General features: G+C 67.9%; 22 protein-coding genes. 18 read left to right on the forward strand and 4 right to left on the reverse strand.

Annotated features, from left to right (window positions below; translation table 11 throughout):
• Window positions 1-34: 34 nt before the first annotated feature.
• Entirely contained in the window at window positions 35-625 is a 591-nt protein-coding gene (locus ABVN73_RS04530; RefSeq protein WP_353859110.1) for a hypothetical protein, read from the reverse strand.
• A gap of 204 nt (window positions 626-829) precedes the next feature.
• Between ABVN73_RS04530 and dnaE the strand changes: the two genes are divergently transcribed.
• From dnaE to gloA, 16 genes are all read left to right on the forward strand, one after another.
• Window positions 830-4,312: a DNA polymerase III subunit alpha gene (gene dnaE, locus ABVN73_RS04535; protein ID WP_353859459.1), complete on the forward strand. Its 3,483-nt coding sequence runs from the start codon at window positions 830-832 to the stop codon at window positions 4,310-4,312.
• A gap of 222 nt (window positions 4,313-4,534) precedes the next feature.
• A complete protein-coding gene (gene rpsB / locus ABVN73_RS04540) occupies window positions 4,535-5,320 on the forward strand; it encodes a 30S ribosomal protein S2 (RefSeq protein WP_137140392.1) in 786 nt (261 codons plus the stop codon).
• 115 nt (window positions 5,321-5,435) lie between these two features.
• Complete coding sequence (tsf, locus tag ABVN73_RS04545) at window positions 5,436-6,365, forward strand: translation elongation factor Ts (protein WP_353859111.1); 930 nt, start codon at window positions 5,436-5,438, stop codon at window positions 6,363-6,365.
• A 54-nt stretch (window positions 6,366-6,419) separates the two neighbouring features.
• Window positions 6,420-7,175, forward strand: a complete 756-nt coding sequence (gene pyrH, locus ABVN73_RS04550; protein ID WP_353859112.1) for a UMP kinase — start codon at window positions 6,420-6,422, stop codon at window positions 7,173-7,175.
• 51 nt (window positions 7,176-7,226) lie between these two features.
• Window positions 7,227-7,748 (forward strand): ribosome recycling factor, encoded by a 522-nt coding sequence (gene frr, locus ABVN73_RS04555; RefSeq protein ID WP_051140191.1) that lies wholly within the window; start codon window positions 7,227-7,229, stop codon window positions 7,746-7,748.
• A 4-nt stretch (window positions 7,749-7,752) separates the two neighbouring features.
• A complete protein-coding gene (locus ABVN73_RS04560; protein WP_353859113.1) occupies window positions 7,753-8,490 on the forward strand; it encodes an isoprenyl transferase in 738 nt (245 codons plus the stop codon).
• Complete coding sequence (locus ABVN73_RS04565; protein ID WP_353859114.1) at window positions 8,435-9,283, forward strand: phosphatidate cytidylyltransferase; 849 nt, start codon at window positions 8,435-8,437, stop codon at window positions 9,281-9,283. The genes ABVN73_RS04560 and ABVN73_RS04565 overlap by 56 nt, the downstream gene beginning before the upstream one ends.
• Window positions 9,284-9,290: 7 nt before the next feature.
• On the forward strand, window positions 9,291-10,481 hold the full coding sequence (locus ABVN73_RS04570; protein ID WP_353859115.1) for a 1-deoxy-D-xylulose-5-phosphate reductoisomerase: 1,191 nt from the start codon (window positions 9,291-9,293) through the stop codon (window positions 10,479-10,481).
• Between the two features lie 54 nt (window positions 10,482-10,535).
• A complete protein-coding gene (gene rseP, locus ABVN73_RS04575) occupies window positions 10,536-11,669 on the forward strand; it encodes an RIP metalloprotease RseP (RefSeq protein ID WP_014240157.1) in 1,134 nt (377 codons plus the stop codon).
• Between the two features lie 80 nt (window positions 11,670-11,749).
• Window positions 11,750-14,065: an outer membrane protein assembly factor BamA gene (gene bamA / locus ABVN73_RS04580; RefSeq protein WP_353859116.1), complete on the forward strand. Its 2,316-nt coding sequence runs from the start codon at window positions 11,750-11,752 to the stop codon at window positions 14,063-14,065.
• A gap of 1 nt (window position 14,066) precedes the next feature.
• Window positions 14,067-14,645, forward strand: coding sequence for an OmpH family outer membrane protein (locus ABVN73_RS04585; RefSeq protein WP_353859117.1), 579 nt, complete (start codon window positions 14,067-14,069; stop codon window positions 14,643-14,645).
• Window positions 14,646-14,841: 196 nt separating this feature from the next.
• The gene (gene fabZ, locus ABVN73_RS04590) at window positions 14,842-15,312 is read left to right on the forward strand and encodes a 3-hydroxyacyl-ACP dehydratase FabZ (RefSeq protein ID WP_014240160.1); all 471 of its coding nucleotides are present in this window, start codon (window positions 14,842-14,844) and stop codon (window positions 15,310-15,312) included.
• Window positions 15,309-16,097, forward strand: a complete 789-nt coding sequence (gene lpxA, locus ABVN73_RS04595; RefSeq protein ID WP_353859118.1) for an acyl-ACP--UDP-N-acetylglucosamine O-acyltransferase — start codon at window positions 15,309-15,311, stop codon at window positions 16,095-16,097. Before fabZ ends, lpxA begins: the two co-directional genes overlap by 4 nt.
• Window positions 16,098-16,150: 53 nt before the next feature.
• Window positions 16,151-16,993 (forward strand): UDP-2,3-diacylglucosamine diphosphatase LpxI, encoded by an 843-nt coding sequence (gene lpxI, locus ABVN73_RS04600; RefSeq protein WP_353859119.1) that lies wholly within the window; start codon window positions 16,151-16,153, stop codon window positions 16,991-16,993.
• A complete protein-coding gene (lpxB, locus tag ABVN73_RS04605; RefSeq protein WP_353859120.1) occupies window positions 16,990-18,210 on the forward strand; it encodes a lipid-A-disaccharide synthase in 1,221 nt (406 codons plus the stop codon). Before lpxI ends, lpxB begins: the two co-directional genes overlap by 4 nt.
• Window positions 18,207-18,602: a lactoylglutathione lyase gene (gloA, locus tag ABVN73_RS04610; protein ID WP_014240164.1), complete on the forward strand. Its 396-nt coding sequence runs from the start codon at window positions 18,207-18,209 to the stop codon at window positions 18,600-18,602. The genes lpxB and gloA overlap by 4 nt, the downstream gene beginning before the upstream one ends.
• Window positions 18,603-18,608: 6 nt before the next feature.
• On the opposite strand, the gene ABVN73_RS04615 is transcribed toward gloA, so the two are convergent.
• Window positions 18,609-19,136, reverse strand: coding sequence for a GNAT family N-acetyltransferase (locus ABVN73_RS04615; RefSeq protein ID WP_353859121.1), 528 nt, complete (start codon window positions 19,134-19,136; stop codon window positions 18,609-18,611).
• A gap of 121 nt (window positions 19,137-19,257) precedes the next feature.
• Here ABVN73_RS04615 and ABVN73_RS04620 point away from each other — a divergent pair, with 121 nt between their 5' ends.
• Together ABVN73_RS04620 and ABVN73_RS04625 are read left to right on the forward strand one after the other, a co-directional pair.
• Window positions 19,258-20,178 carry a LysR substrate-binding domain-containing protein gene (locus ABVN73_RS04620; RefSeq protein WP_353859122.1) on the forward strand — a complete coding sequence of 307 codons (921 nt, stop codon included), beginning with the start codon at window positions 19,258-19,260 and terminating at the stop codon, window positions 20,176-20,178.
• Window positions 20,179-20,234: 56 nt separating this feature from the next.
• Window positions 20,235-20,843 (forward strand): glutathione S-transferase family protein, encoded by a 609-nt coding sequence (locus tag ABVN73_RS04625; protein ID WP_353859123.1) that lies wholly within the window; start codon window positions 20,235-20,237, stop codon window positions 20,841-20,843.
• Window positions 20,844-20,847: 4 nt separating this feature from the next.
• Here ABVN73_RS04625 and ABVN73_RS04630 read toward each other — a convergent pair whose 3' ends face one another.
• Together ABVN73_RS04630 and gltA are read right to left on the reverse strand one after the other, a co-directional pair.
• A complete protein-coding gene (locus tag ABVN73_RS04630; RefSeq protein ID WP_353859124.1) occupies window positions 20,848-21,054 on the reverse strand; it encodes a hypothetical protein in 207 nt (68 codons plus the stop codon).
• Complete coding sequence (gene gltA / locus ABVN73_RS04635) at window positions 21,047-22,360, reverse strand: citrate synthase (protein ID WP_353859125.1); 1,314 nt, start codon at window positions 22,358-22,360, stop codon at window positions 21,047-21,049. Before gltA ends, ABVN73_RS04630 begins: the two co-directional genes overlap by 8 nt.
• Window positions 22,361-22,437 lie beyond the last annotated feature (77 nt).

A 22,437-nucleotide genomic window follows, 5' to 3' on the forward strand; every position in this document is an offset into this window, starting at 1 on the left:
ATGCGCCCGTCGCGGGTCAGACCCCCGGATCGCTTCACTTGTCCGTGTGCAGGATGCGGCACTCGTCCAGCGCGGCCAGCGCCCAGGAGGAACCGCCGAGATTCACGTCGCCGATGTCCGTCCCGCCGCCGTCCCGCTGCAGCGTCACGGCACGTGACCGCATGAAGGGTTCGAAGAGATCCTCGTATTTCGGCAGCTCGACCGGTACCACCACGCCGCCGTCGGGCAGGGGGCTCGCCTCCAGCGCCATGGTCTCGCCGTCGGGGAAGATGGCGGTCAGGCGGCTTTCCGTGTCCTTGCCGGCCTGGGCGTGCTGGTCGGCGTTGACCAGCATGGCGGCGCCTTTCGCCGTCGCCCGGAAGGAGAGGGGGGAGGAGTCGTCGGTCCGCGTGGCGTAGCAATAGGCCGAGCCGGTCTCGGTCGCCGGATGGACCCGAACGACCCAGCCCTTGTTCTGAGCGACGACGCGCCCCGGCGCGTCGGACAGGGGAGAGGCGGGGATTTCGGTCGGCGGCGGCCGGTGGGTCTGCTCCGCGGACGGTGCGGGGGCGCCGGTGGTCTGGCAAGCCGTGAGGAGCGTGGCCGCCAGCACCGCCAGGACGGCGCTGGAGCGGATGCTTCGCATGGAATGGGTCATTCTTGGATCGTGGCTCCGCCTCTTTCGATAGCACGAACACGCATGATCGGGGAATCTTCCCTTGCCCTCGATCGGGTTGGCGCATCGCCGCATGGCCGGGCCCGCGCTTGGTCCCTTGCAGTGCGGGACGGGATGCGCGACGACTAGGGGAGACGTCCCCCCCCTTCGCTGGAACCGGTGCCCATCTCCGCCATGCCCCACGCCGACTTCATCCACCTGCGCGTCCACTCCGCCTATTCCCTGTCCGAGGGCGCCATCAAGGTGAAGGAGCTGGTCAAGCTCTGCCAGAAGAAGGACATGCCGGCGGTCGCCGTGACCGACACCGGCAACCTGTTCGGCGCGCTGGAATTCGCGCTGGCCGCCGCGGATTCGGGCGTGCAGCCGATCATCGGCACGGTCCTCGGCATCACCCGAGTCGGCCCCGCCAACGGCAAGCCGGGCCTGCCGGGCAAGGCGGCGTCGGTTCCCGACCAGCTCGTCCTGCTCTGCCAGACCGACGAGGGCTACCGGAACCTGATGAAGCTGGTCTCCAAGGCCTTCCTGGAATCCGACCCCATGGCCGGGCCGCAGATTCCACTGGATGCGCTTGAAGGCCATTCCGCCGGGCTGATCGCGCTGACCGGCGGCCCCGCCGGCTCGGTCGGGCGGCTGCTGGGCGAGGGGCAGAAGGATCTGGCGCTCGACGTGCTGGAGCGGCTGAAGCGGCTGTTCCCCGGCCGGCTCTACGTCGAGCTTCAGCGCCACCGCGACCATTTCGCGGTGATCGAGGACGCCATCGAGCCGGCGCTGATCGACCTCGCCTACACCCACGACCTGCCGCTGGTCGCCACCAACGACTGCTATTTCGCGACCGAGGACATGTACGAGGCGCACGACGCGCTGCTCTGCATCGCCGAGGGCGCCTACATCGGCCAGACCGAGCGCCGCCGCCTCACCCCCGACCACCGCTTCAAGTCGGCGGAGGAGATGCGGGAGCTGTTCAAGGACCTGCCGGAGGCGGTGGACAACACGGTCGCCATCGCCAAGCGCTGCTCCTTCCTGCTGAAGCCGATCAAGCCCATCCTCCCGCCCTTCCCCTGCGAGGGCGGCCGCGACGAGGGCGAGGAACTGCGCGCCCAGTCCCGCGAGGGTCTGGAGATGCGGCTGAACAGCGTCGTCTACACCCCGGACATGACGCCGGAGCAGCGCGCGGAGACCCGCAAGACCTATTTCGAGCGGCTGGAGTTCGAGCTGGACGTCATCGTGTCGATGAAGTTCCCCGGCTACTTCCTGATCGTGTCGGACTTCATCAAGTGGGCCAAGTCGCACGACATCCCGGTGGGGCCGGGCCGTGGCTCGGGCGCGGGCTCGGTCGTCGCCTGGGCGCTGACCATCACCGACTTGGACCCGCTGCGCTTCGGCCTGCTGTTCGAGCGCTTCCTGAACCCCGAACGCGTGTCGATGCCCGACTTCGACGTGGACTTCTGCCAGGACCGCCGCGAAGAGGTGATCCGCTACGTCCAGGACAAGTACGGCTACGACCGCGTCGCCCAGATCATCACCTTCGGTAAGCTGCAGGCCCGCGCCGTGCTGCGCGACGTCGGGCGCGTGCTGCAGATGCCCTACGGGCAGGTGGACAAGATCTGCAAGCTGGTGCCGAACAACCCGGCCAACCCGGTGACGCTCCAGCAGGCGCTCGACAGCGAGGAGATGCTGCGCCAGGCCCGCGACGGCGATGAGACCGTGGCGCGGCTCGTCAACATCGCGCTGAAGCTGGAGGGGCTGTACCGCCACGCCTCGACCCACGCGGCGGGCGTGGTGATCGGCGACCGGCCGCTGCACGATCTGGTGCCGCTGTATCGCGATCCGCGGTCGGACATGCCGGTCACCCAGTTCAACATGAAGTTCGTCGAGCAGGCCGGTCTGGTGAAGTTCGACTTCCTCGGCCTGAAGACGCTGACCGTTCTGAAGACGGCGGTGGACCTGATTCCGGAAAAGCCGGACCTGACCACCGTCACGCTGGACGATCCCCGAAGCTACGAGATCCTGGGGCGCGCCGAATCGACCGGCGTGTTCCAGCTGGAAAGCTCGGGCATGCGCGACGTGCTGCGCCGGCTGAAGCCGAACCGGCTGGAGGACATCATCGCGCTGGTGTCGCTCTACCGCCCCGGCCCGATGGACAACATCCCCAAATACATCAAGGTGAAGAACGGGGAGGAGCAGCCCGACTACATGAACCCGGCCCTGGAGCCGATCCTGAAGGAGACCTTCGGGATCATGATCTACCAGGAGCAGGTCATGCAGATCGCCCAGGTGCTGTCCGGCTATTCGCTGGGCGGTGCCGATCTTCTGCGCCGCGCCATGGGCAAGAAGATCAAGGAGGAGATGGACAAGGAGCGCGACAAGTTCGTCGTCGGCGCCAAGGACAAGGGCGTGGACCCCGATCAGGCCAGCATGATCTTCGATCAGGTGGCCAAGTTCGCCGGCTACGGCTTCAACAAGAGCCACGCCGCCGCCTACGCCCTGGTCGCCTACCACACCGCCTATCTGAAGGCGAACCACCCGGTGGAGTTCATGGCGGCGTCGATGACGCTCGACCTCGGCAACACCGACAAGCTGAACGTCTTCCGGCAGGAGCTGGTGCGGCTGAAGATCAAGCTGCTGACTCCGGACATCAACAGGTCCGACAGCATCTTCGGGGTGGAGGCACTGCCCGACGGCACCAAGGCGGTGCGCTACGCGCTGGCCGCGGTGAAGGGCGTAGGCCTGCCCGCCATGAAGGCGGTGGTGGAGGAGCGGCGCAGGAACGGCCCCTACAAGAGCCTGTTCGACTTCGCCCGTCGCCTTGACCTGAAGACCATCAACAAGCGTCAGCTGGAGAACCTGACCTGCGCCGGCGCCTTCGACGGCATCAACCCGAACCGCGCCCAGGTGCACGCCGCGCTGGAGACTCTGATCCGCTACGCCCAGGCCGAGGCGGCGGAGCGCGACAGCGGCATCGGCAACCTGTTCGGCGGCGCCGGCGGCGGGCTGAAGGAGCCGGACCTGCCCAAGGTGAAGGAGTGGGAACCGTTGGAGAAGCTGAAGCACGAGTTCGGCGCCATCGGCTTCTACCTGTCCGCCCACCCGCTGGACGCCTTCGCTGGGCCGCTCGCCCGCATGCGGGTGGTGCGGTCGGCGGACCTCGCCACGGCGGTGACCGGCGGCGGCTCGACCCGGCGCAGCGTCGCCGGCATCGTGGTCAGCCGCAAGGAGAAGACCGCCAAGTCGGGCAACCGCTTCGCCTTCGTCGAGCTGTCCGACTCCAGCGGCGGCTACGAGGTGACCGTCTTCTCCGAGGTGCTGGCGACCAACCGCGACCTGCTGGAGGCCGGGCGCCCGGTGCTGATGACCGTGGACGTCCAGATGAATGGCGAGGACATCCGCCTGACCTGCCAGGAGGTGAAGCCGCTGGAGGACGCCGTCGCCCAGGTGTCGGACGGCCTGAAGGTGGTGGTGCGCGACGGCGGGCCGGTGGAGAGCATCCGCGGCATGCTGGAGCGGCTGGCCCGCGGCAAGGGCAAGATCCACCTGCTGGTCGAGATCGACCCGCTGAAGGAGGTGGAGATCCAGCTTCCCGGCTCCTTCAACATCACCAACCAGAGCCGCGCCGCGCTGAAGGCGGTGCCGGGGGTGGTCGAGGTGGTCGAGCTGTAGCGATCGCGCTTCCCGCGGCGAAGCCGTGCGCGCTGCGCCGCAATCGGCCTCAAGCAATTACCAAACCGGTGTTGCCAAAGCGGTTGCGGCGGGCTATGTAAGCGCCGTCGTCAAAACCTCACGCGGGCTGGCGGTCCCTCGGCTTTACCCCGATGGCCCGATCCGGTGTCCTGTCAAACGGACAGTGCCCGCGGCGGAGCAACCGGAAAAGGACTTTTCCAAATGGCTATTCCGTCTTTCACCATGCGCCAGCTGCTCGAAGCCGGCGTCCACTTCGGTCACCACACCCGCCGCTGGAACCCGAAGATGGGCCCGTACATCTTCGGCGTGCGCAACGGCGTGCACATCATCGACCTGGAGCAGACCGTCCCGGCGCTGCACCGCGCCCTGCAGGCCGTCCGTGACGTCGTCGCCGGCGGCGGCCGCGTCCTGTTCGTCGGCACCAAGCGCCAGGCCCAGGAGAAGGTGGCCGAGGCCGCGTCGAAGTGCGGCCAGTACTACGTCAACCACCGCTGGCTCGGCGGCATGCTGACCAACTGGAAGACCATCTCCCAGTCGATCAAGCGCCTGCGCGAGATGGAAGAGCGTCTGGCCGGCGACACCTCGGGCCTGACCAAGCGCGAAATCCTCGAGCTGACCCGCGAGCGCGACAAGCTGGAGCGCGCGCTGGGCGGCATCAAGGAGATGGGCGGCCTGCCGGACGTCCTCTTCATCATCGACACCAACAAGGAGTCGATCGCCGTCAAGGAAGCCAACAAGCTGGGCATCCCGGTCATCGCGGTGATCGACAGCAACTCCGATCCGGACGGCGTGGCCTTCCCGATCCCGGGCAACGACGACGCTCTGCGCGCCATCGACCTGTACTGCGAGCTGGTGAACGGCGCCGTGCTCGACGGCCTGCAGGCTGAGATGAGCGCCGCCGGCATCGACGTCGGCTCCTCCGAGGAGGCTCCGGCCGAGCAGCTGCCGGAAGAGGAAGGGGCCGAGGCCGAACAGGCCCAGGCCTGATCCCGGTGATACGGGGCAGCCGGGCCTTATGACCTATGGCCCGGCTGCCTTTTTTATGAGTTGTTAGGATCAACCCGATCCGCTTGGATCCGTTCGGAAGGAAGAGGGCGAAACCATGGCCGAGATTACCGCCGCGCTCGTCAAGGAACTGCGCGAGAAGACCGGCGCGGGCATGATGGACTGCAAGAAGGCGCTGGCCGAGACCCAGGGCGACCTCGAGGGCGCCGTTGACTGGCTGCGCAAGAAGGGCCTCGCCGCCGCCGCCAAGAAGTCCGGCCGCGTCGCCGCCGAGGGTCTGGTCGCCGTCGCCACCGCCGGCACCGCGGGCGCCGTCGTCGAGGTGAACGCCGAGACCGACTTCGTCGCGCGCAACGACAAGTTCCAGGCCTTCTCCGTGAAGGCGGCCGAACTGGCCCTGTCGGGTTCGGGCGACGTCGAGGGCCTGAAGGCCGCCGCCTATCCGGACGCCGGCCGCACGGTCCAGGAAGAGCTGACCACCCTGATCGCCACCATCGGCGAGAACATGAACATCCGCCGCTCGACCAAGCTGTCGGTCCCGGCGGGCGTCGTCGTGTCCTACGTCCACTCGGCCATCGCGCCGGGCCTCGGCAAGATCGGTGTGCTGGTCGCCCTGGAGTCGACCGGCGACGCCGCCAAGCTGAACGATCTGGGCAAGCAGATCGCCATGCACATCGCCGCCGCCCGTCCGGACGCCCTGGACATCGCCGATGTCGACACCTCCGCCCTGGAGCGTGAGCGCAACGTGCTCGCCGAGCAGGCCCGCGCCTCGGGCAAGCCGGAGAACATCGTCGAGAAGATGCTCGAAGGCCGCATCCGCAAGTACTACGAGGAAGTGGTGCTGCTGGAGCAGACCTACGTGATCGACGGCGAGACCAAGGTCCGCAAGGTGGTCGAGAACGCCGCCAAGGACGTCGGCGCCCCGGTCAAGGTGACGGGCTTCGTCCGCTACGCGCTGGGCGAGGGCATCGAGAAGGCGGAGAGCGATTTCGCCGCCGAAGTCGCCGCCGCCGCCGGCCAGAAGTAAGGAACCGGCAGCCCGCCGCACGCACTCTTCACACCAACCGGGAGAAAGCCCCCCATGGCCCAGAGCACCGGGACCACCGAGCCGGCTGACGGCATCCGCTTCAAACGAGTCCTGCTGAAGGTGTCGGGCGAGGCGTTGATGGGTCAGCGCGACTACGGCCTCGACCCGGACGTCGTCAACCGCGTCGCCAACGAGGTGAAGGCGGTGATCGAGCTGGGCGTCCAGGTCAGCCTGGTCATCGGCGGGGGCAACATCTTCCGCGGGGTGAAGGGTGCGGCGAGCGGCATGGAGCGCGCCTCGGCTGACTACATCGGGATGCTCGCCACCGTGATGAACGCCCTGTCGATGCAGAGCGCTCTGGAGCGGATGGGTGTCGCGACCCGCGTGCAGTCGGCCATTCCCATGTCGTCGGTGTGCGAGCCCTACATCCGGCGCCGCGCCATCCGGCACATGGAGAAGGGCCGCGTGGTGATCTTCGCCGCCGGCACCGGCAACCCCTTCTTCACCACCGACACCGCCGCCGCGCTGCGCGCGTCGGAGATGGGCTGCGACGCTCTGCTGAAGGGCACGCAGGTGGATGGCGTCTACACCGCCGACCCGAAGAAGGTGAAGGACGCCGAGCGTTACGAGCGCCTGGGCTATCTGGACGTCCTGGCGAACGATCTGCAGGTGATGGACGCCTCCGCGATCTCCTTGGCGCGCGAGAGCCACATCCCCATACTCGTGTTCTCGATCCACACCCCCGGCGCCTTCGCCGAGGTGATGCAGGGCCGGGGCAAGTTTACGATCATCAACGAAGAAACGGAGTGAGCCGTGGCTGCGCCTGATACATCGGACCTCCAGTCGGATCTCAAGCGCCGCATGGAAGGAGCGCTTGAGGCGTTTCGCAAGGAGTTGAGCGGCCTGCGCACCGGCCGCGCCTCCGCCAGCCTGCTTGAGCCCGTGACCGTCGAGGCCTACGGCGCCCGCATGCACCTCAAGGAGGTCGGCACCGTCAGCGTGCCCGAGCCGCGCCTGATCGTCGTGCAGGTGTGGGACCGCGGCATGGTCAAGGCCGTGGAGAAGGGCATCCGCGATTCGGGCCTCGGCCTGAATCCGCAGACGGAAGGCCAGTCGATCCGCGTGCCGCTGCCCGACCTGACGCAGGAGCGCCGCAAGGAGCTCGCCAAGGTTGCCCACAAGTACGCCGAGCAGGCCCGCGTCGCCGTGCGCAACGTGCGCCGCGACGGCATGGACGGCCTGAAGAAGGCCGAGAAGGCCGGCGACATCTCGCAGGACGAGCACAAGGGACTCGGCGAGAAGGTCCAGGCGCTGACCGACCAGTACATCAAGCTGGTCGACGATGCGCTTGCGGCGAAAGAAAAGGACATCATGCAGGTCTGACGGCATGCGCGACGCGGAAGACAGCCGCCCCCTGCGCCCGCCCGCGCACGTGGCCGTGATCATGGACGGCAACGGGCGTTGGGCGAAGTCCAGAGGGCTGCCCCGCACCGCCGGCCATAAAAAGGGCGTGGACGCCGTCCGCCGGACGGTCGAAGCCGCGGGCGAACTGGGGATCGGCTATCTGACGATCTTCAGCTTCTCGTCCGAGAACTGGCGTCGGCCGGAGGAGGAGGTGTCCGACCTCATGCAGCTCCTGCGCTTCTACCTGCGCAGCGAGATTGCCGACCTCCACCGCAACGGCGTGCGCCTGCGCGTCATCGGCGACCGGGCCCGTTTGTCCAAGGACATCGTCAGCCTGATCGACAACGCCGAAAACCTCACGCGCGACAACCGCAAGCTGACCCTCGTGGTGGCGTTGAGCTACGGCTCCCGCCAGGAGATCACGCTGGCGGCGCGGCGTCTGGCCGAGGAGGTCAAGGCGGGCACGCTCGATCCCGCGGACATCACCGAGGACCGGCTGTCCGAACGCCTGTTCACCGCCGACATCCCGGACCCCGACCTGATCGTCCGCACCAGCGGCGAAAAGCGCATCAGCAACTTCCTGCTGTGGCAGGCGGCGTATGCCGAGCTGGTCTTCGTGGACACGCTCTGGCCTGATTTTTCCAAGCGTGACCTGGAGGCGGCGATTGAAGAGTTCCACCGACGGGAACGTCGCTTCGGCGCAACCACCGGCATCCGCTAAATCCGGCGACCTGAAGACGCGCGCCATCTCGGCGCTCGTCCTGGCTCCGCTCGTCCTGGCCGCGGTCTGGGCCGGCGGCTGGGTGTTTCACGTCCTCATCGCGCTCGGCGCCGTGGCCTCCGCCGTGGAGTGGGGCAACCTCGTTCCCTGCCGCCGCAAGGGCGCGGCCATCGCGTTATCGGTGGCCGGCGTCCTTCTGGCGCTGGGCGCGCAGATCGCCGCCGGACCGTGGGCGGCCGTCGTCGTCGCCATCCTGGCCGCGGCCGGCGTGGCTGTCGCGTCGGGCGGACCGGACCGCGGCCTGTCCGGAACTGGCGTCCTCTACGTCGTGGCCGGTCTGGCCGGCCTGATGTGGCTTCGCGACGACCCGGACTCCGGCCTCGCCCTGTTCCTCTTCACCATGCTGGGCGTCTGGGCGACCGACATCGGCGCCTACGCCGCCGGGCGCAGCATCGGCGGGCCGAAGCTGGCCCCGCGCATCAGCCCGAAGAAGACCTGGGCCGGGCTGATCGGGGGCATGGCCTCCTCCGCCCTGGTGGGGTGGGGGGTGGCTCTGGCGGCGGGCGCGCAGCGTCCGCTTCTGGCTCTTGCGGTTGGCGCCGTCCTCGCCGTAGTGGCGCAAGCGGGCGACCTCTTCGAATCCGCGGTCAAGCGCCGTTACAACGTGAAGGACAGCGGCCATCTCATTCCTGGTCACGGGGGAATCCTGGACCGCATCGACGGGCTGCTCACCGCGGCCCCGGTGCTGGCCCTGTTCCACGCGACCATCGGCACGGCAATCGCATGGTGGTGACGGGGTCATGGTTGTGAAGGCTGAAGGGGCGGGGGACGCGCCGCGCCGCGTGACGATCTTCGGGTCGACCGGGTCGGTCGGCACGCAGACGCTGGACCTCGTCGCCCGCGATCCGGAGCGCTTTCCGGTCGAGGCGCTGACCGCCAACCGCAACGTCGCCCTGCTCGCCGAGCAGGCGCGGCAGCTCCGCCCGAAACTGGCCGTGGTCGCCGACCCCGCCGCCTACGCCGACCTCAAGGAGGCGCTGGCCGGAACCGGCGTCGAGGCCGCCGCCGGGCCGCAGGCCGTGGCCGAGGCCGCGGAGCGTCCGGCCGACTGGGTGATGGCCGCCATCGTCGGCGCCGCCGGGCTGGAGCCGACACTGGCCGCGGTGCGCCGCGGCGCCTGCGTCGCCTTCGCCAACAAGGAGGTGCTGGTCTGCGCCGGCGCCCTGATGATGGAGGAGGTGCGCCGTCACGGCGCCAACCTGCTGCCGGTCGACAGCGAGCATTCGGCGATCTACCAGGTCTTCGACTTCGACCGTCTGGACAGCGTCCAGCGCCTGATCCTGACCGCCTCCGGCGGCCCCTTCCGGACGAAGGACCGCGCCTTCATGGCGGCGGCGACGCGCGAGCAGGCGGTCGCCCACCCGACCTGGGAGATGGGCGCCAAGATCTCCATCGACAGCGCCACCATGATGAACAAGGGGCTGGAGATCATCGAGGCGCATTTCCTCTTCGGCGTCCCCGAAGAGAAGATCGACGTGCTGGTCCATCCCCAATCGGTCGTGCATTCGCTGGTCGAGTATGTCGACGGCTCCGTGCTGGCGCAGCTCGGCACGCCGGACATGCGCACGCCGATCGCCTACGCGCTCGGCTGGCCGGCGCGCATCCCGACGCCCGCCGAACGGCTGGATCTCGTCAAGGCGGCAACCCTGACCTTCGAGGCGCCGGACCCCGAGCGTTTCCCGGCCCTGCGGCTGGCCCGGGCCGCCTTGCAAAGCGGTGGGGGCGCTCCTACTATTCTCAGTGCCGCCAACGAGGTGGCCGTGCAGGCGTTTCTCGACCGCCGGATCGGTTTTCTCGACATCGAACGGATCGTCGAGGGGGTGCTGGGCACGCTGCCGCACCGGCCGCTCCGCGACCTGGGCGCGGTGCGCGACACCGACGCCGAGGCGCGCCGCGTCGCGGCGGACCGGGTCGAGGCGCTGGCACGCTGAGTTTTTTTCCGGACGCGGACCGCGACGGGACCGCTCCGGGATGCAAAGGATGTGATGGACGTCATGGGCGGCTTCGGGACCACGCTTCTGTCTTTTCTGCTGGTCCTCACCGTGCTCGTGTTTGTGCACGAACTCGGCCACTATCTCGTGGCGCGCCGCAACGGCGTGCGGATCGAGGTCTTCTCCATCGGCTTCGGTCCGGAGCTGTTCGGCTGGACCGACCGCTCCGGCACGCGCTGGAAATTCAGCGCCATCCCGCTCGGCGGCTATGTGAAGATGTTCGGCGACGCCGACCCGGCGAGCACGCCCGGCGCCCACACGCAGAGCATGAGCGCCGAGGAGCAGGCGGTCTCCTTCCACCACAAGCGGCTCGGCCAGCGGGCGGCTATCGTGGCGGCGGGACCGATTGCGAATTTCCTGTTCGCCATCGTCGCCCTGACCATCCTCTTCGCCACCGCCGGCCAATCCTTCACCCCGCCGGACGTCGGCGGCGTGCAGCCGGGCAGCGCCGCGGAGCGCGCCGGCCTGCAGCCGGGCGACCTGATCGTCTCGATCAACGGCAGCGGCATCCAGCGATTCGAGGAAATCCGGCAGATCGTCTCGATGCAGCCGGGCGCGCCGCTGGAGATGGTGGTGCAACGCGACGGCCGCTCGGTCAACCTGACGGCGACTCCGGACGTGCGGGAGGTCACCGACCGACTCGGCAACACCCATCGCATCGGCCAGCTCGGCATCATGCGCGGCGGGGCGGAGACGAAGCGCCACGACCCGCTGACGGCGCTGTGGCAGGCGGGCCGGGAGGTTGTCGGCATGGTGTCGGGCACCTTCGTGGCGCTGGGCCAGATGATCGAGGGATCGCGCGGCACCGAGGAGCTGGGCGGGCCGCTGCGCATCGCCCAGATGTCCGGCGAGGTCGCCCAATCCGGCTGGTACCCGCTGATCTGGTTCATGACCTTCCTGTCCGTGAACCTCGGCATGATCAATTTGTTTCCGGTTCCGCTGCTTGACGGCGGCCATCTGATGTTCTACGCCCTTGAAGGACTCCGTGGGCGTCCTCTCGGACCTAAAGCGCAAGAATACGGTTTCCGCATCGGGCTTGCTTTGGTATTAACGCTCATGGTTTTCGCCACGTGGAACGATCTCGTTCAGCTTCGCGTGGTGGATTTCTTTAGGGGGCTCATTTCCTGAGGGATGCCCCCAAAGCCAGGGAGCGAGCTTTGCGGGTGTCGAGCAGGGTTCTGGCGTTCGGCCTGATGGCCGGTTGCGCCATGACGACGGTTTCTCTTGCCCTTTCCCACGCAGCCTGGGCCCAGGCGGGCGCGCCCAATCGGGGGGCGGCGAAATCCGCCGCCTTCGGCGACGGGACGCTGGTGGCGCAGATGTTCTCGGGCGGCACCATCCGGGACATCCGGGTGGAGGGCGTCCAGCGCATCGAGCCGACGACCGTCCGCTCCTACCTCGCGGTGGCGCCCGGCGATCCCTTCGACCCCGACCGCATCGACCAGTCGCTGAAGGCCCTGTTCAACACGGGTCTGTTCGCCGACGTCGTGCTGAAGCGCGACGGCGACGCGCTGGTGGTGCAGGTGGCGGAAAACCCGATCATCAACCGCATCGCCTTCGAGGGGAACCGGCGCATCGAGAAGGAGAACCTGGAGAAGGAAATCCAGCTCCGTCCCCGCGTCGTCTACACCCGCACCCGCGTCCAGAGCGACGTGCAGCGCATCCTGGACATCTACCGCCGCCAGGGCCGCTTCGCCGCGACCGTCGAGCCGAAGATCATCCAGCTCGACCAGAACCGCGTCGATCTGGTGTTCGAGATCAACGAGGGCGTGCGCACCGGCGTGCGCAGCATCACCTTCATCGGCAACGAGAAGTTCTCCGACGGGACGCTGCGCGAGGCGATCCAGACGCGGGAAAGCGCCTGGTGGCGCTTCATGACGTCGGACGACAACTACGATCCGGACCGTCTGAACTACGACCGCGACCTGCTGCGCCGCTATTACCTCAAGGAAGGCTACGCCGACTTCCGCGTCGTCTCCGCCGTGGCGGAGCTGACGCCGGACCGCGAGGACTTCGTCATCACCTTCACGGTGGACGAGGGCGAGCGCTACAAGTTCGGCAAGATGGACATCAGCACCTCGCTGAAGGCGTTGGACCCCGAGCAGCTGCGCAGCGTGCTGAGCACGCGCGAGGGCGACTGGTACAACGCGCAGGAGGTGGAAAACACCATCACCAAGCTGTCCAACGCGGTCGGCGACCTGCAATACGCCTTCGTGGACGTCCGTCCGCGCATCTCGCGCAACCGCGAGAACCAGACCATCGACATCGTCTACGACATCGTCGAGGGACCGCGCGTCTTCGTGGAGCGCATCGACGTGACCGGCAACGTCCGCACGCTGGACAAGGTGGTCCGGCGCGAGATGCTGCTGTCCGAAGGCGACCCGTTCAGCACGACCAAGCTGCGCCGCTCCGAGCAGCGCATCAAGGACCTGGGCTATTTCGAGCGCGTCAACATCACCACCGCGGAGGGCTCGGCGCCCGACCGCACCGTGATGAACGTCGAGGTGACCGAGCAGTCCACCGGTGAAATCTCCATCGGTGCCGGCTACTCGACCTCCGACGGTCCGCTGGCCGACTTCTCGATCCGCGAGCGCAACCTGCTTGGCCGTGGCCAGGACCTGCGCTTCGGCGCCACCGTGTCGGGCAGCCGCCAGGAATACGACGTCTCCTTCACCGAGCCGTACTTCCTGGACCGTGACCTGTCGGCCGGTTTCGACCTGTTCCGCATCACCCGCGACTATCAGGACGAAAGCTCCTTCGACGAGAAGAGCACCGGCATGGCCCTGCGCATGGGCTATCCGCTGACGGAGAACCTGCGCCAGCGCGTCTATTACCAGCTGCAGAACACCGACATCACCAGCGTTCCCAGCTCGGCGTCCCGCTACATTCAGGACCAGAAGGGCGCGCGCACGACGTCGCTGATTGGCCAGGAGCTGACCTACGACCGCCGCAACAGCCGTCTGAACCCGACGGAAGGCTACTACGTCCGCCTGACGAACGATTTCGCCGGTGTGGGCGGCAACGCCCGCTTCCTGCGCAACCGTCTCGGCGCCGGCTATTACCTGCCGCTGTTCGACGACAGCTGGGTGCTCAGCACCACGGGCGAGGTCGGCTACATCGTCGGCATCGGCAAGGACGTCTTCCTGTCCGACCGCTTCTTCCTGGGCGGCGATACGCTGCGCGGCTTCAACACCGCCGGCATCGGTCCGCGCGACCTGCGCACCGGCGACGCCCTGGGCGGCACCCGCTACTACCGCGGTTCGGTGGAGATGAGCTTCCCGGTCGGCCTGCCCGAGGAATTCGGGCTGAAGGGCCACGCCTTCTCCGACGTCGGCACGCTGGGCAAGGTCGACATCAACGACCCGCTCGTGCCCGACGACGAATCGGTCCGCCTGTCGGTCGGCACCGGCTTGTCCTGGCGCTCGCCCTTCGGGCCGATCCGCCTTGACTTTGCGGTCCCGATTATCAAGGAAGATTACGACAAGAAAGAGATCTTCCGCTTCAGCTTTGGAACCAGGTTCTAACATGCAGTTCAGCAAGCTCAGGGCGCTGGTCGCCGCCGGTGCGGTGATGGCGGGCGTCGCGATGGCGACGCCGTCCTTCGCCCAGGACAAGCCGACCGACACCCTCAAGGCGCCGGTCATCGCGGTGGTCGACGTCCAGAAGATCATGCAGGAATCGAACGCCTCCAAGGGCGTCTCGAAGTCCTTCGAATCGCTGCGCGAGACCTACCAGAAGGAAATCGCCTCGCTGGAGGACAAGCTGCGCAAGTCCGAGGAGGAACTGCGCAAGCAGCAGACCGTGCTGGCTCCGGACGCGCTGGCCAACAAGCGCCGCGATTTCGAGAAGCAGGTCGGCGAGGTCCAGAAGACGGTGCAGAGCCGCAAGCGCGCCCTGGAAAACGCGCTGAACGAGGCGATGGCCGTCGTCCACAAGAACATGGTCGAGATCGTGGCCGACGTCGCGCGCGAGCGCGGCGCCAACTTGGTCCTCGCCCGCCAGCAGTTCGTCCTGGTCGACACCCAGCTCGACGTCACCGACGTGGTTCTGGAGCGGGTCAACAAGAAGCTGCCCCAGGTCGCGCTGACCGTTCCCAAGCAGTAAGGCGCGTCGAAACGAGCCGCCACGCTTCCGCAGGGAGGCGTGGCGGCTTTTCGTTTGCGCAAAGGGGGCCGCCGGAAAGCCGGCGGCGTCGGGATTGCCAAATCCCCGGAAATGGGGCACAAGGGGCTGCGTCCCGTGCCGCCGCAGGCGCGGCTCGGGGCGTTCTCGTGGATTTTGAAAGGCGGGCGGCCGGACCATGGATGTGACGGCGGACAACAAGAAGATAGCCGACCTCGACATCATGCGGATCATGGAAATGATCCCGCATCGCTATCCGATTCTGATGATCGACCGGGTGATCGACATCACGCTGGGCGAGAGCGCCACCGGCGTGAAGAACGTCACCATCAACGAGCCGTTCTTCCAGGGGCACTTCCCGTCGCGGCCGGTGATGCCGGGCGTGATGATCATCGAGGCGATGGCGCAGACCTCCGCCGTGCTGGTGGTCGCCACGCTGGGCAAGGAGTCCGAGGGCAAGCTGGTCTACTTCATGACCGTGGACGAGGCGCGCTTCCGCCGCCCGGTCACCCCCGGCGACACCATCCACATCCATGTGAGCAAGCAGCGCCAGCGCGCCAACGTGTGGAAGTTCAAGGGCGAGGCCAAGGTCAACGGTGTCCTGGTCGCCGAAGCCGTCTATTCCGCCATGATCCTGGACGAGAAATGAGCGTTTCCATTCACCCGACGGCGGTCGTCGATCCGGCCGCCAAGCTGGGCGAAGACGTTTCCATCGGTCCCTTCTGCGTGGTCGGGCAGGATGTCCAACTCGGCGACCGCGTGCGCCTGACCTCCCACGTGGTGGTCGAGGGTCGCACGCGCATCGGCGAGGATTCGGTCATCTACCCGTTCGCGTCCATCGGCCACCGCCCGCAGGACCTCAAGTTCAAGGGCGAGCCGTCCGAGCTGATCATCGGGCGCAACAACCAGATCCGCGAGCACGTCACCATGAGCCCCGGCACCGAGGGCGGCGGCATGGTCACGCGGATTGGCGACAACGGCCTGTTCATGGTCGGCGTCCACGTCGCCCATGACTGCATCGTCGGCAACAACGCGGTTCTGGCGAACAACGCCACGCTGGCCGGCCATGTGGAAGTCGGTGATTTCGTGACCATCGGCGGACTGTCGGCGGTGCGCCAGTTCGTCCGCATCGGGTCGCACGCCATGATCGGCGGCATGTCCGGCGTTGAGAAGGACGTGATCCCCTACGGCCTCGTCATGGGCGACCGCGCCCGTCTGGCCGGTCTGAACCTCGTCGGGCTGGAGCGCCGCGGCTTCCAGAAGGACGAGATTCACGCCCTGCGCGCCGCCTACCGTCTGCTGTTCGGCAACGAGGGCACCTTTGCCGAGCGCATGGAGGAAGTCGGGCGCGACATGGGGAAGCAGACGCTGGTCGCCGACGTGCTGACCTTCGCGCGCGCCTCGCGGTCGCTCTGCCAGCCGCGCGAGGGCTGAGGGGCCGTCCGCGCCCCCTTTTCTTTGTTCTGTTCCGTGGGAGAGTCCCGGCCATGTCGCAGCCTCTTCCCAAGCTCGGCATCCTGGCGGGCGGCGGCACCTTGCCGGCCCGCATCGCCGCCGCCGTGCGCGGCCAGGGGCGCGACGTCTTCGTCGTCGCCTTTGACGGCCACACCGATCCCGCCACCGTCGAGGGCCTTCCCCATCTGTGGAGCCGCTTCGGCGCCGCCGGCGGCATCATCGACCGGCTGAAGAAGGAAAGGGTCACGGAACTGGTCTTCGCCGGACCGGTGCGCCGGCCATCCTTCACCGAACTCCTCCCCGATTGGTACACCACCAAGTTCCTCGCCAAGGTCGGCACCCGCGCGCTCGGCGATGACGGGCTGCTGCGCTCCGTCGCGCGCGAACTCGAAGGGGAGGGCTTTCGCGTCGTCGGCCTGCACGAACTGCTCGGCGAGCTTCTCACCCCCGTCGGGCCGGTGGGCCGGCTGCGGCCGGACGGTGAGGCGGAGCGCGACATCGCCCGCGCCGTCGAGGTCGCCAGCGCGCTCGGCGCGCTCGACGTCGGGCAGGGGGCCGTGGTGCAGCAGGGGCTTGTGCTCGCCGTCGAGGCCATCGAGGGCACCGACGCCATGCTTGCCCGCTGCGTCGGGCTGGCGCGGCCCGGACCCGGCGGCATCCTGGTCAAGGTGAAGAAGCCGCAGCAGGACCGCCGCCTCGACCTGCCCACCATGGGGGTGACGACCGTGGAGAACGCCGCCCGCGCCGGCCTGCGCGGCATCGCGGTGGAGGCGGGCGGCAGCCTGCTTGTGGACCGGGCGGCGGTGGCCGAAACCGCCGATCGGCTGGGCCTCTTCGTCGTCGGCATCACCGTTGCGTCGGAGCCCCGGCCGTGAACGATCCGTTGATTTTCCTGATTGCCGGGGAGCCTTCCGGCGACGCGCTGGGCGCGCGGCTGATGGCCGCCTGCAAGCGGCTGACCGGCGGGCGGGTGCGCTTCGCCGGCATCGGCGGCGAGAAGATGATCGCCGAGGGGCTGGAGAGCCTGTTCCCGATGGGTGAACTGACGTTGTTCGGCGTGTTCGAACTGCTGCCCCATTTGCCGAATCTGCTGCGCCGCATCGACCAGACCGTTGCCGAGATCCTCCGGCTGCGGCCCGACGCGGTGGTCGGCATCGATTCGCCGGGCTTCACGGTGCGGGTGTCCAAGCGGGTCAAGGCGCAGGCGCCGGACATCCCGCTGATCCACTATGTGGCCCCCACCGTCTGGGCTTGGAAGCCGAAGCGCGCCGCCAAATACGCGGCGATCTACGACCACCTGCTGGCGGTCCTGCCCTTCGAGCCTCCCTATTTCGAGAAGGAAGGGCTTCCCTGCACCTTTGTCGGCCATTCGGTGGTGGAGGGCGGCGCCGGGCATGGCGACGCGGACCGCTTCCGCGCGGCCCACGGCGTGGCGCCCGACGCGCGGGTCGTCGCCGTCCTGCCGGGCAGCCGCAAGGGGGAGGTGTCGCGCCTGCTCCCCGACTTCCGCGCCACGCTCGAACAGCTGCTGCCGGGCCATCCGGGGCTGGTCGCCGTGGTCCCCACCGTGGCGACGGTGCGCGACCGCGTCGCGGCGGAGGTGGCGGGCTGGCCGTTGCGCACCATCCTGGTCGAGGGCGACGGTCCGAAATACGACGCCTTCGCCGCGGCGGAGGCCGCGCTGGCGGCGTCCGGCACGGTGGCGCTGGAACTGGCGCTGGCCCGCCTGCCGACGGTGATCGCCTACCGGCTCAATCCGGTCACGGTGGCCTTGTACCGGCGGCTGATCCGGGTCAAATACGTCAATCTGGTCAATCTGATGCTCGACCGCATGCTGGTGCCGGAACTGCTTCAGGAGGACTGCCGGCCCGACCGGCTGGCCTCCGAGCTGGGGCGCCTGCTCGACGATCCCGCCGCCCGCGCGGCGCAGATCGCCGGGGTGGCGGAGGTGGCGCGCTGGCTGGGGCAGGGCGGAACGCCGCCCAGCGAACGCGCCGCCCAGGTCGTGCTGGAGGTTGCCGCCGGCCAATTGGATAGAACGAGGCCGGACAAGACGAGAGCGCAAGAACCCGCTTGGGAGAAGAGACCATGAGCCAATTCCGCCTGCTGCACACCATGCTCCGGGTCTATGATCTGGAGAAGTCGCTGGACTTCTACACCCGCCTGCTCGGCATGAAGCTGCTGCGCCGCAACGACTATGAGGGCGGGCGCTTCACCCTGGCCTTCGTCGGCTACGGCGACGAGAAGGACACCGCCGTCCTGGAACTGACCCACAACTGGGACCAGGCGGAGCCCTACGCCATCGGCACCGCCTACGGTCACATCGCGCTGGGCGTGCCGGACATCTACGCCACCTGCGAGCAGCTCGCCAAGGAAGGCGTCAAGATCCCGCGCCCGCCCGGCCCGATGAAGCACGGCACCACCGTGATCGCCTTCATCGAGGACCCGGACGGCTACAAGGTCGAGCTGATCGAGACCAAGTAACCGGTCTCACAGGGTCTTGTAGAAGAGGACGGTGTCGTGAAAGGCGCCGTCCGCTTCCACGGTGTAGCCGGGGATCACGCCGGCCCGATGCCAGCCCGTGGCCTCGTAAAAGGGTTCGCCACGGTCGCCCTTCAGCGTGTCGAGCACCAGCAGCGACCGTTCCAGACCGCGGGCGGCGTCCTCCACCGCCGCCATCAGCCGCCGCGCGACGCCGTTCCGGCGATGGCGGGTAAAGACGAGCAGCTTCTGCACCTCGGCGCGGTGCGCGCCGTTGGGCTTGGTGCAGAGCGCCAGCTGGACGCTTCCCAGCAGTTCCCCATCCGGCCCGCGCGCGATCAGCAGACGGTGCGCGCCACCGAGAAGCTGGGCGGCCACCCCATCCCAGAAAGCCCGCTTCCAGCGAGCGTCCAGCGGGGCGTGGTAGCCGACCGAGGCGCCGCCGTTCACGGCGTCCTCCAGAAGGGCTTCCAGCTCCGCTCTCAAGCGCTGGTCGTCGAGGGTGGACAGGTCGGTGATGGCCAAGGGGGTCGTCATGGGATGCGCCGGGATGGTTCTGTTCGCGCCCCAAGCCTGCCCGCTGCGCCGACGCTCCACAATTGACTTCGCAGGGTGGGGGTGTGAGGAATCCTCACAGCGAGATCCATCAGCGTCGCCAATGCCGCGTCTTCCCTTCACCGCCCTGGCCGCATTCGAAGCGGCGTCCCGTCACGGCAGCATGACACGCGCCGCCGACGAGCTTGGCCTGACCCACGGCGCGGTCAGCCGTCAGGTGGGCGACCTGGAGAAGCGGCTGAGGGTCCGCCTGTTCGACCGCACCCCGCAGGGGCTGCAACTGACCGACGCGGGGCGCGATCTCGCGCGGTCCTGCACCGCCGGTCTGGGGCGGGTTCAGGAAAGCTGGGACCGCATCGCCGGACAAGGGCCGGAACGGCTGCGCATCGCTGCGCCGCGCACCTGGGCCGCCTTGTGGCTGGTGCCACGGCTGGGGCGCTTCCTGGACGGCCGGCCGGACCTGCGCCTGGACATCGAGGGGGGCAACACCGACCGCGCGTCGGAGGCCGAGGCGGGCTGGGCGGTCATTCGCTACGTGCGCGGCGGCGATCCTGGGCCGGAAGGGGCGCTTCTGTCGGAGGAGCCGCTGGTCCCGGTCTGCGCGCCGTCACTGGCCGAACGGTTGACCGGTCCGGCCGACCTGTCCCGCCACACGCTGCTGCATTATCAGGCATCGCCGGACTGGAGCCTGTGGCGCGCCGCGACCGGGGCGAATCTGGACGGAGCGCGCGGCATGAGCTTCTCGGAGTCGGTGATGGTGATCCAGGCGGCCACAGCCGGGCAGGGGATCGCGCTGGGGCGCCCGTCGCTGGTGCTGGAGGCGTTGGAGGCCGGACGGCTCGTTGTTCCCTTCGGGCCGGCGGTGTCCTGCGGCGACCGCTATGTGCTGACGGCTCCGGCCGAAGGGCGGGGGCGCGGCGCGCTCCGCGCCTTCCGGCTCTGGCTGCTGGAGGAGGCGGCCGCAGACCCTGTCCGGCTGCAACGGCTCGGCATTCCCGTTCCGACGGGCCGCGCTGGCGCCTGATTCCGTTTCGTGTTTATATCCGCTATCGGATGTATTTCTCTCGGAGACACGCCGCCATGCTGCGCCTGTACGACAACCTGTCTTCCGGAAACGGCTACAAATGCCGGCTGCTGCTGCACAAGCTGGGCATCGCCTACGAGCGGATCGAACTGGACATCGACCGGGCGGAGACCCGAACCCCGGAATTCCTGGCCCGGAACCCGAACGGCCGCATCCCGACCCTGCAACTGGAGAACGGCAGCCATCTGCCGGAATCCAACGCGATCCTCTGGTATCTGGCGGAAGGCACGCCCTATCTCCCCGACGACCGGGAGGGACGCGCGCGGGTCCTGCAATGGATGTTCTTCGAGCAGTACAGCCACGAACCGAACGTCGCGACCGTTCGCTTCTGGATCACGCACCATGTGGAGATGACGGAGGAGCGCAAGCTGGGACTGGTGACCAAGCGCCGGCTCGGCTACGACGCGCTGGGTGTCATGGAAGGGCATCTGGCGGAGCGCCGCTTCTTTGTGGGCGATCGCTTCAGCATCGCCGACATCGCGCTCTACGCCTACACGCATGTGGCGGAGGAGGGTGGGTTCGACCTGTCCGGCTATCCGACGGTGCGCGCATGGATGGAGCGTGTGGCGGCGGAAGGGCCGCACATCCCGATCACCCAGGGCTAAACGGTCAGAGCAGCACCACCGCGGCGATCATCGCCACAATCACCGCATAGAAGACGATGCGGCGAAGCCGCCGCGACAGCGGCGGCTTGTTGTCGTTCGCGGCCGGCTGGCCCTGACGGACCCGCCGCGCCGGAACGATGAACGCAGCCGGGCTGCGGGCGGCTCCGTCGGAGCCACCCGTCCCGATGTGTGCTGTCGGCCGGTTAGCCACGCTCGGCCAGCGGGATGAACGCCCGCTTGGTCTCGCCGGTGTAGAGCTGACGCGGACGGCCGATCTTCTGGACCGGGTCCTCGATCATCTCCTTCCACTGGGAAATCCAGCCGACGGTGCGCGCCACGGCGAACAGCACGGTGAACATGCTGGTCGGGAAGCCCATCGCCTTCAGGATGATGCCCGAGTAGAAATCGACGTTCGGGTACAGCTTCTTCTCGACGAAATACTCGTCCTCGAGCGCGATCTTCTCCAGCTCCATGGCGATGTCGAGGAGCGGCTCGTCCTTGATGCCCAGCTCGGCCAGAACCTCATGGCAGGTCTTGCGCATGACCTGGGCGCGCGGGTCGTAGTTCTTGTAGACCCGGTGGCCGAAGCCCATCAGGCGGAAGTTGTCGTTCTTGTCCTTGGCGCGGCGGACGATCTCCGGGATGCGATCGACGGAGCCGATCTCCTCCAGCATCTTCAGCACGGCCTCGTTGGCGCCGCCATGGGCCGGACCCCACAGCGAGGCGATGCCGGCGGCGATGCAGGCGAACGGGTTGGCGCCCGAGGAGCCGGCCAGACGGACGGTCGAGGTCGAGGCGTTCTGCTCGTGGTCGGCGTGCAGGATGAAGATCTTGTCCATGGCCTTGGACAGGACCGGGTTGACCTTGTACGGCTCGCACGGCGTGCCGAAGGTCATGTAGAGGAAGTTTTCGGCGTAGGACAGGTCGTTGCGCGGGTACATGAACGGCTGGCCGACCGAGTACTTGTAGGCCATCGCGGCGATCGCCGGGATCTTGGCGATCAGGCGGTGCGCGGCGATCTTGCGCTGCACCGGGTCCTCGATGTCCGTCGAGTCGTGGTAGAAGGCCGAGAGGGCGCCGGTCACGCCGCAGAGAACCGCCATCGGGTGGGCGTCGCGGCGGAAGCCGCTGTAGAAGCGGGTCAGCTGCTCATGCACCATCGAGTGGCTGCGCAGGATGCCCTCGAACTCTTCCTTCTCGGCAGCGTTCGGCAGATGGTTGTTGAGGAGGAGGAAGCAGACCTCCGGGAAGGTGGCGTGCTCGGCAAGGTCGTCGATGGCGTAACCGCGGTGCAGCAGAACACCCTCATCACCGTCGATGTAGGTGATCTTGGACTCGCAGCTGCCCGTCGAAGTGAAACCCGGATCGTAGGTGAAACAACCGGTCTCGGCGTAGAGCTTGCGGATGTCGATCACGTCCGGACCCGTGCTTCCCTTCATCACGGGCAGGCTGACCTGCTTTCCAGTCCGGTTGTCGATCAGGGTGAAGGTATCGGCCTTGTCCGCGGTTTGGGTCATCTCGGCACGTCCTTATCTTTAGGGTTGGGGCTTAACGCCCTTTTCGAATGCGCGCAGCATAGTTCTATGCCGGGCGG

Source organism: Azospirillum formosense (assembly GCF_040500525.1).
Taxonomy (GTDB): domain Bacteria; phylum Pseudomonadota; class Alphaproteobacteria; order Azospirillales; family Azospirillaceae; genus Azospirillum; species Azospirillum formosense_A.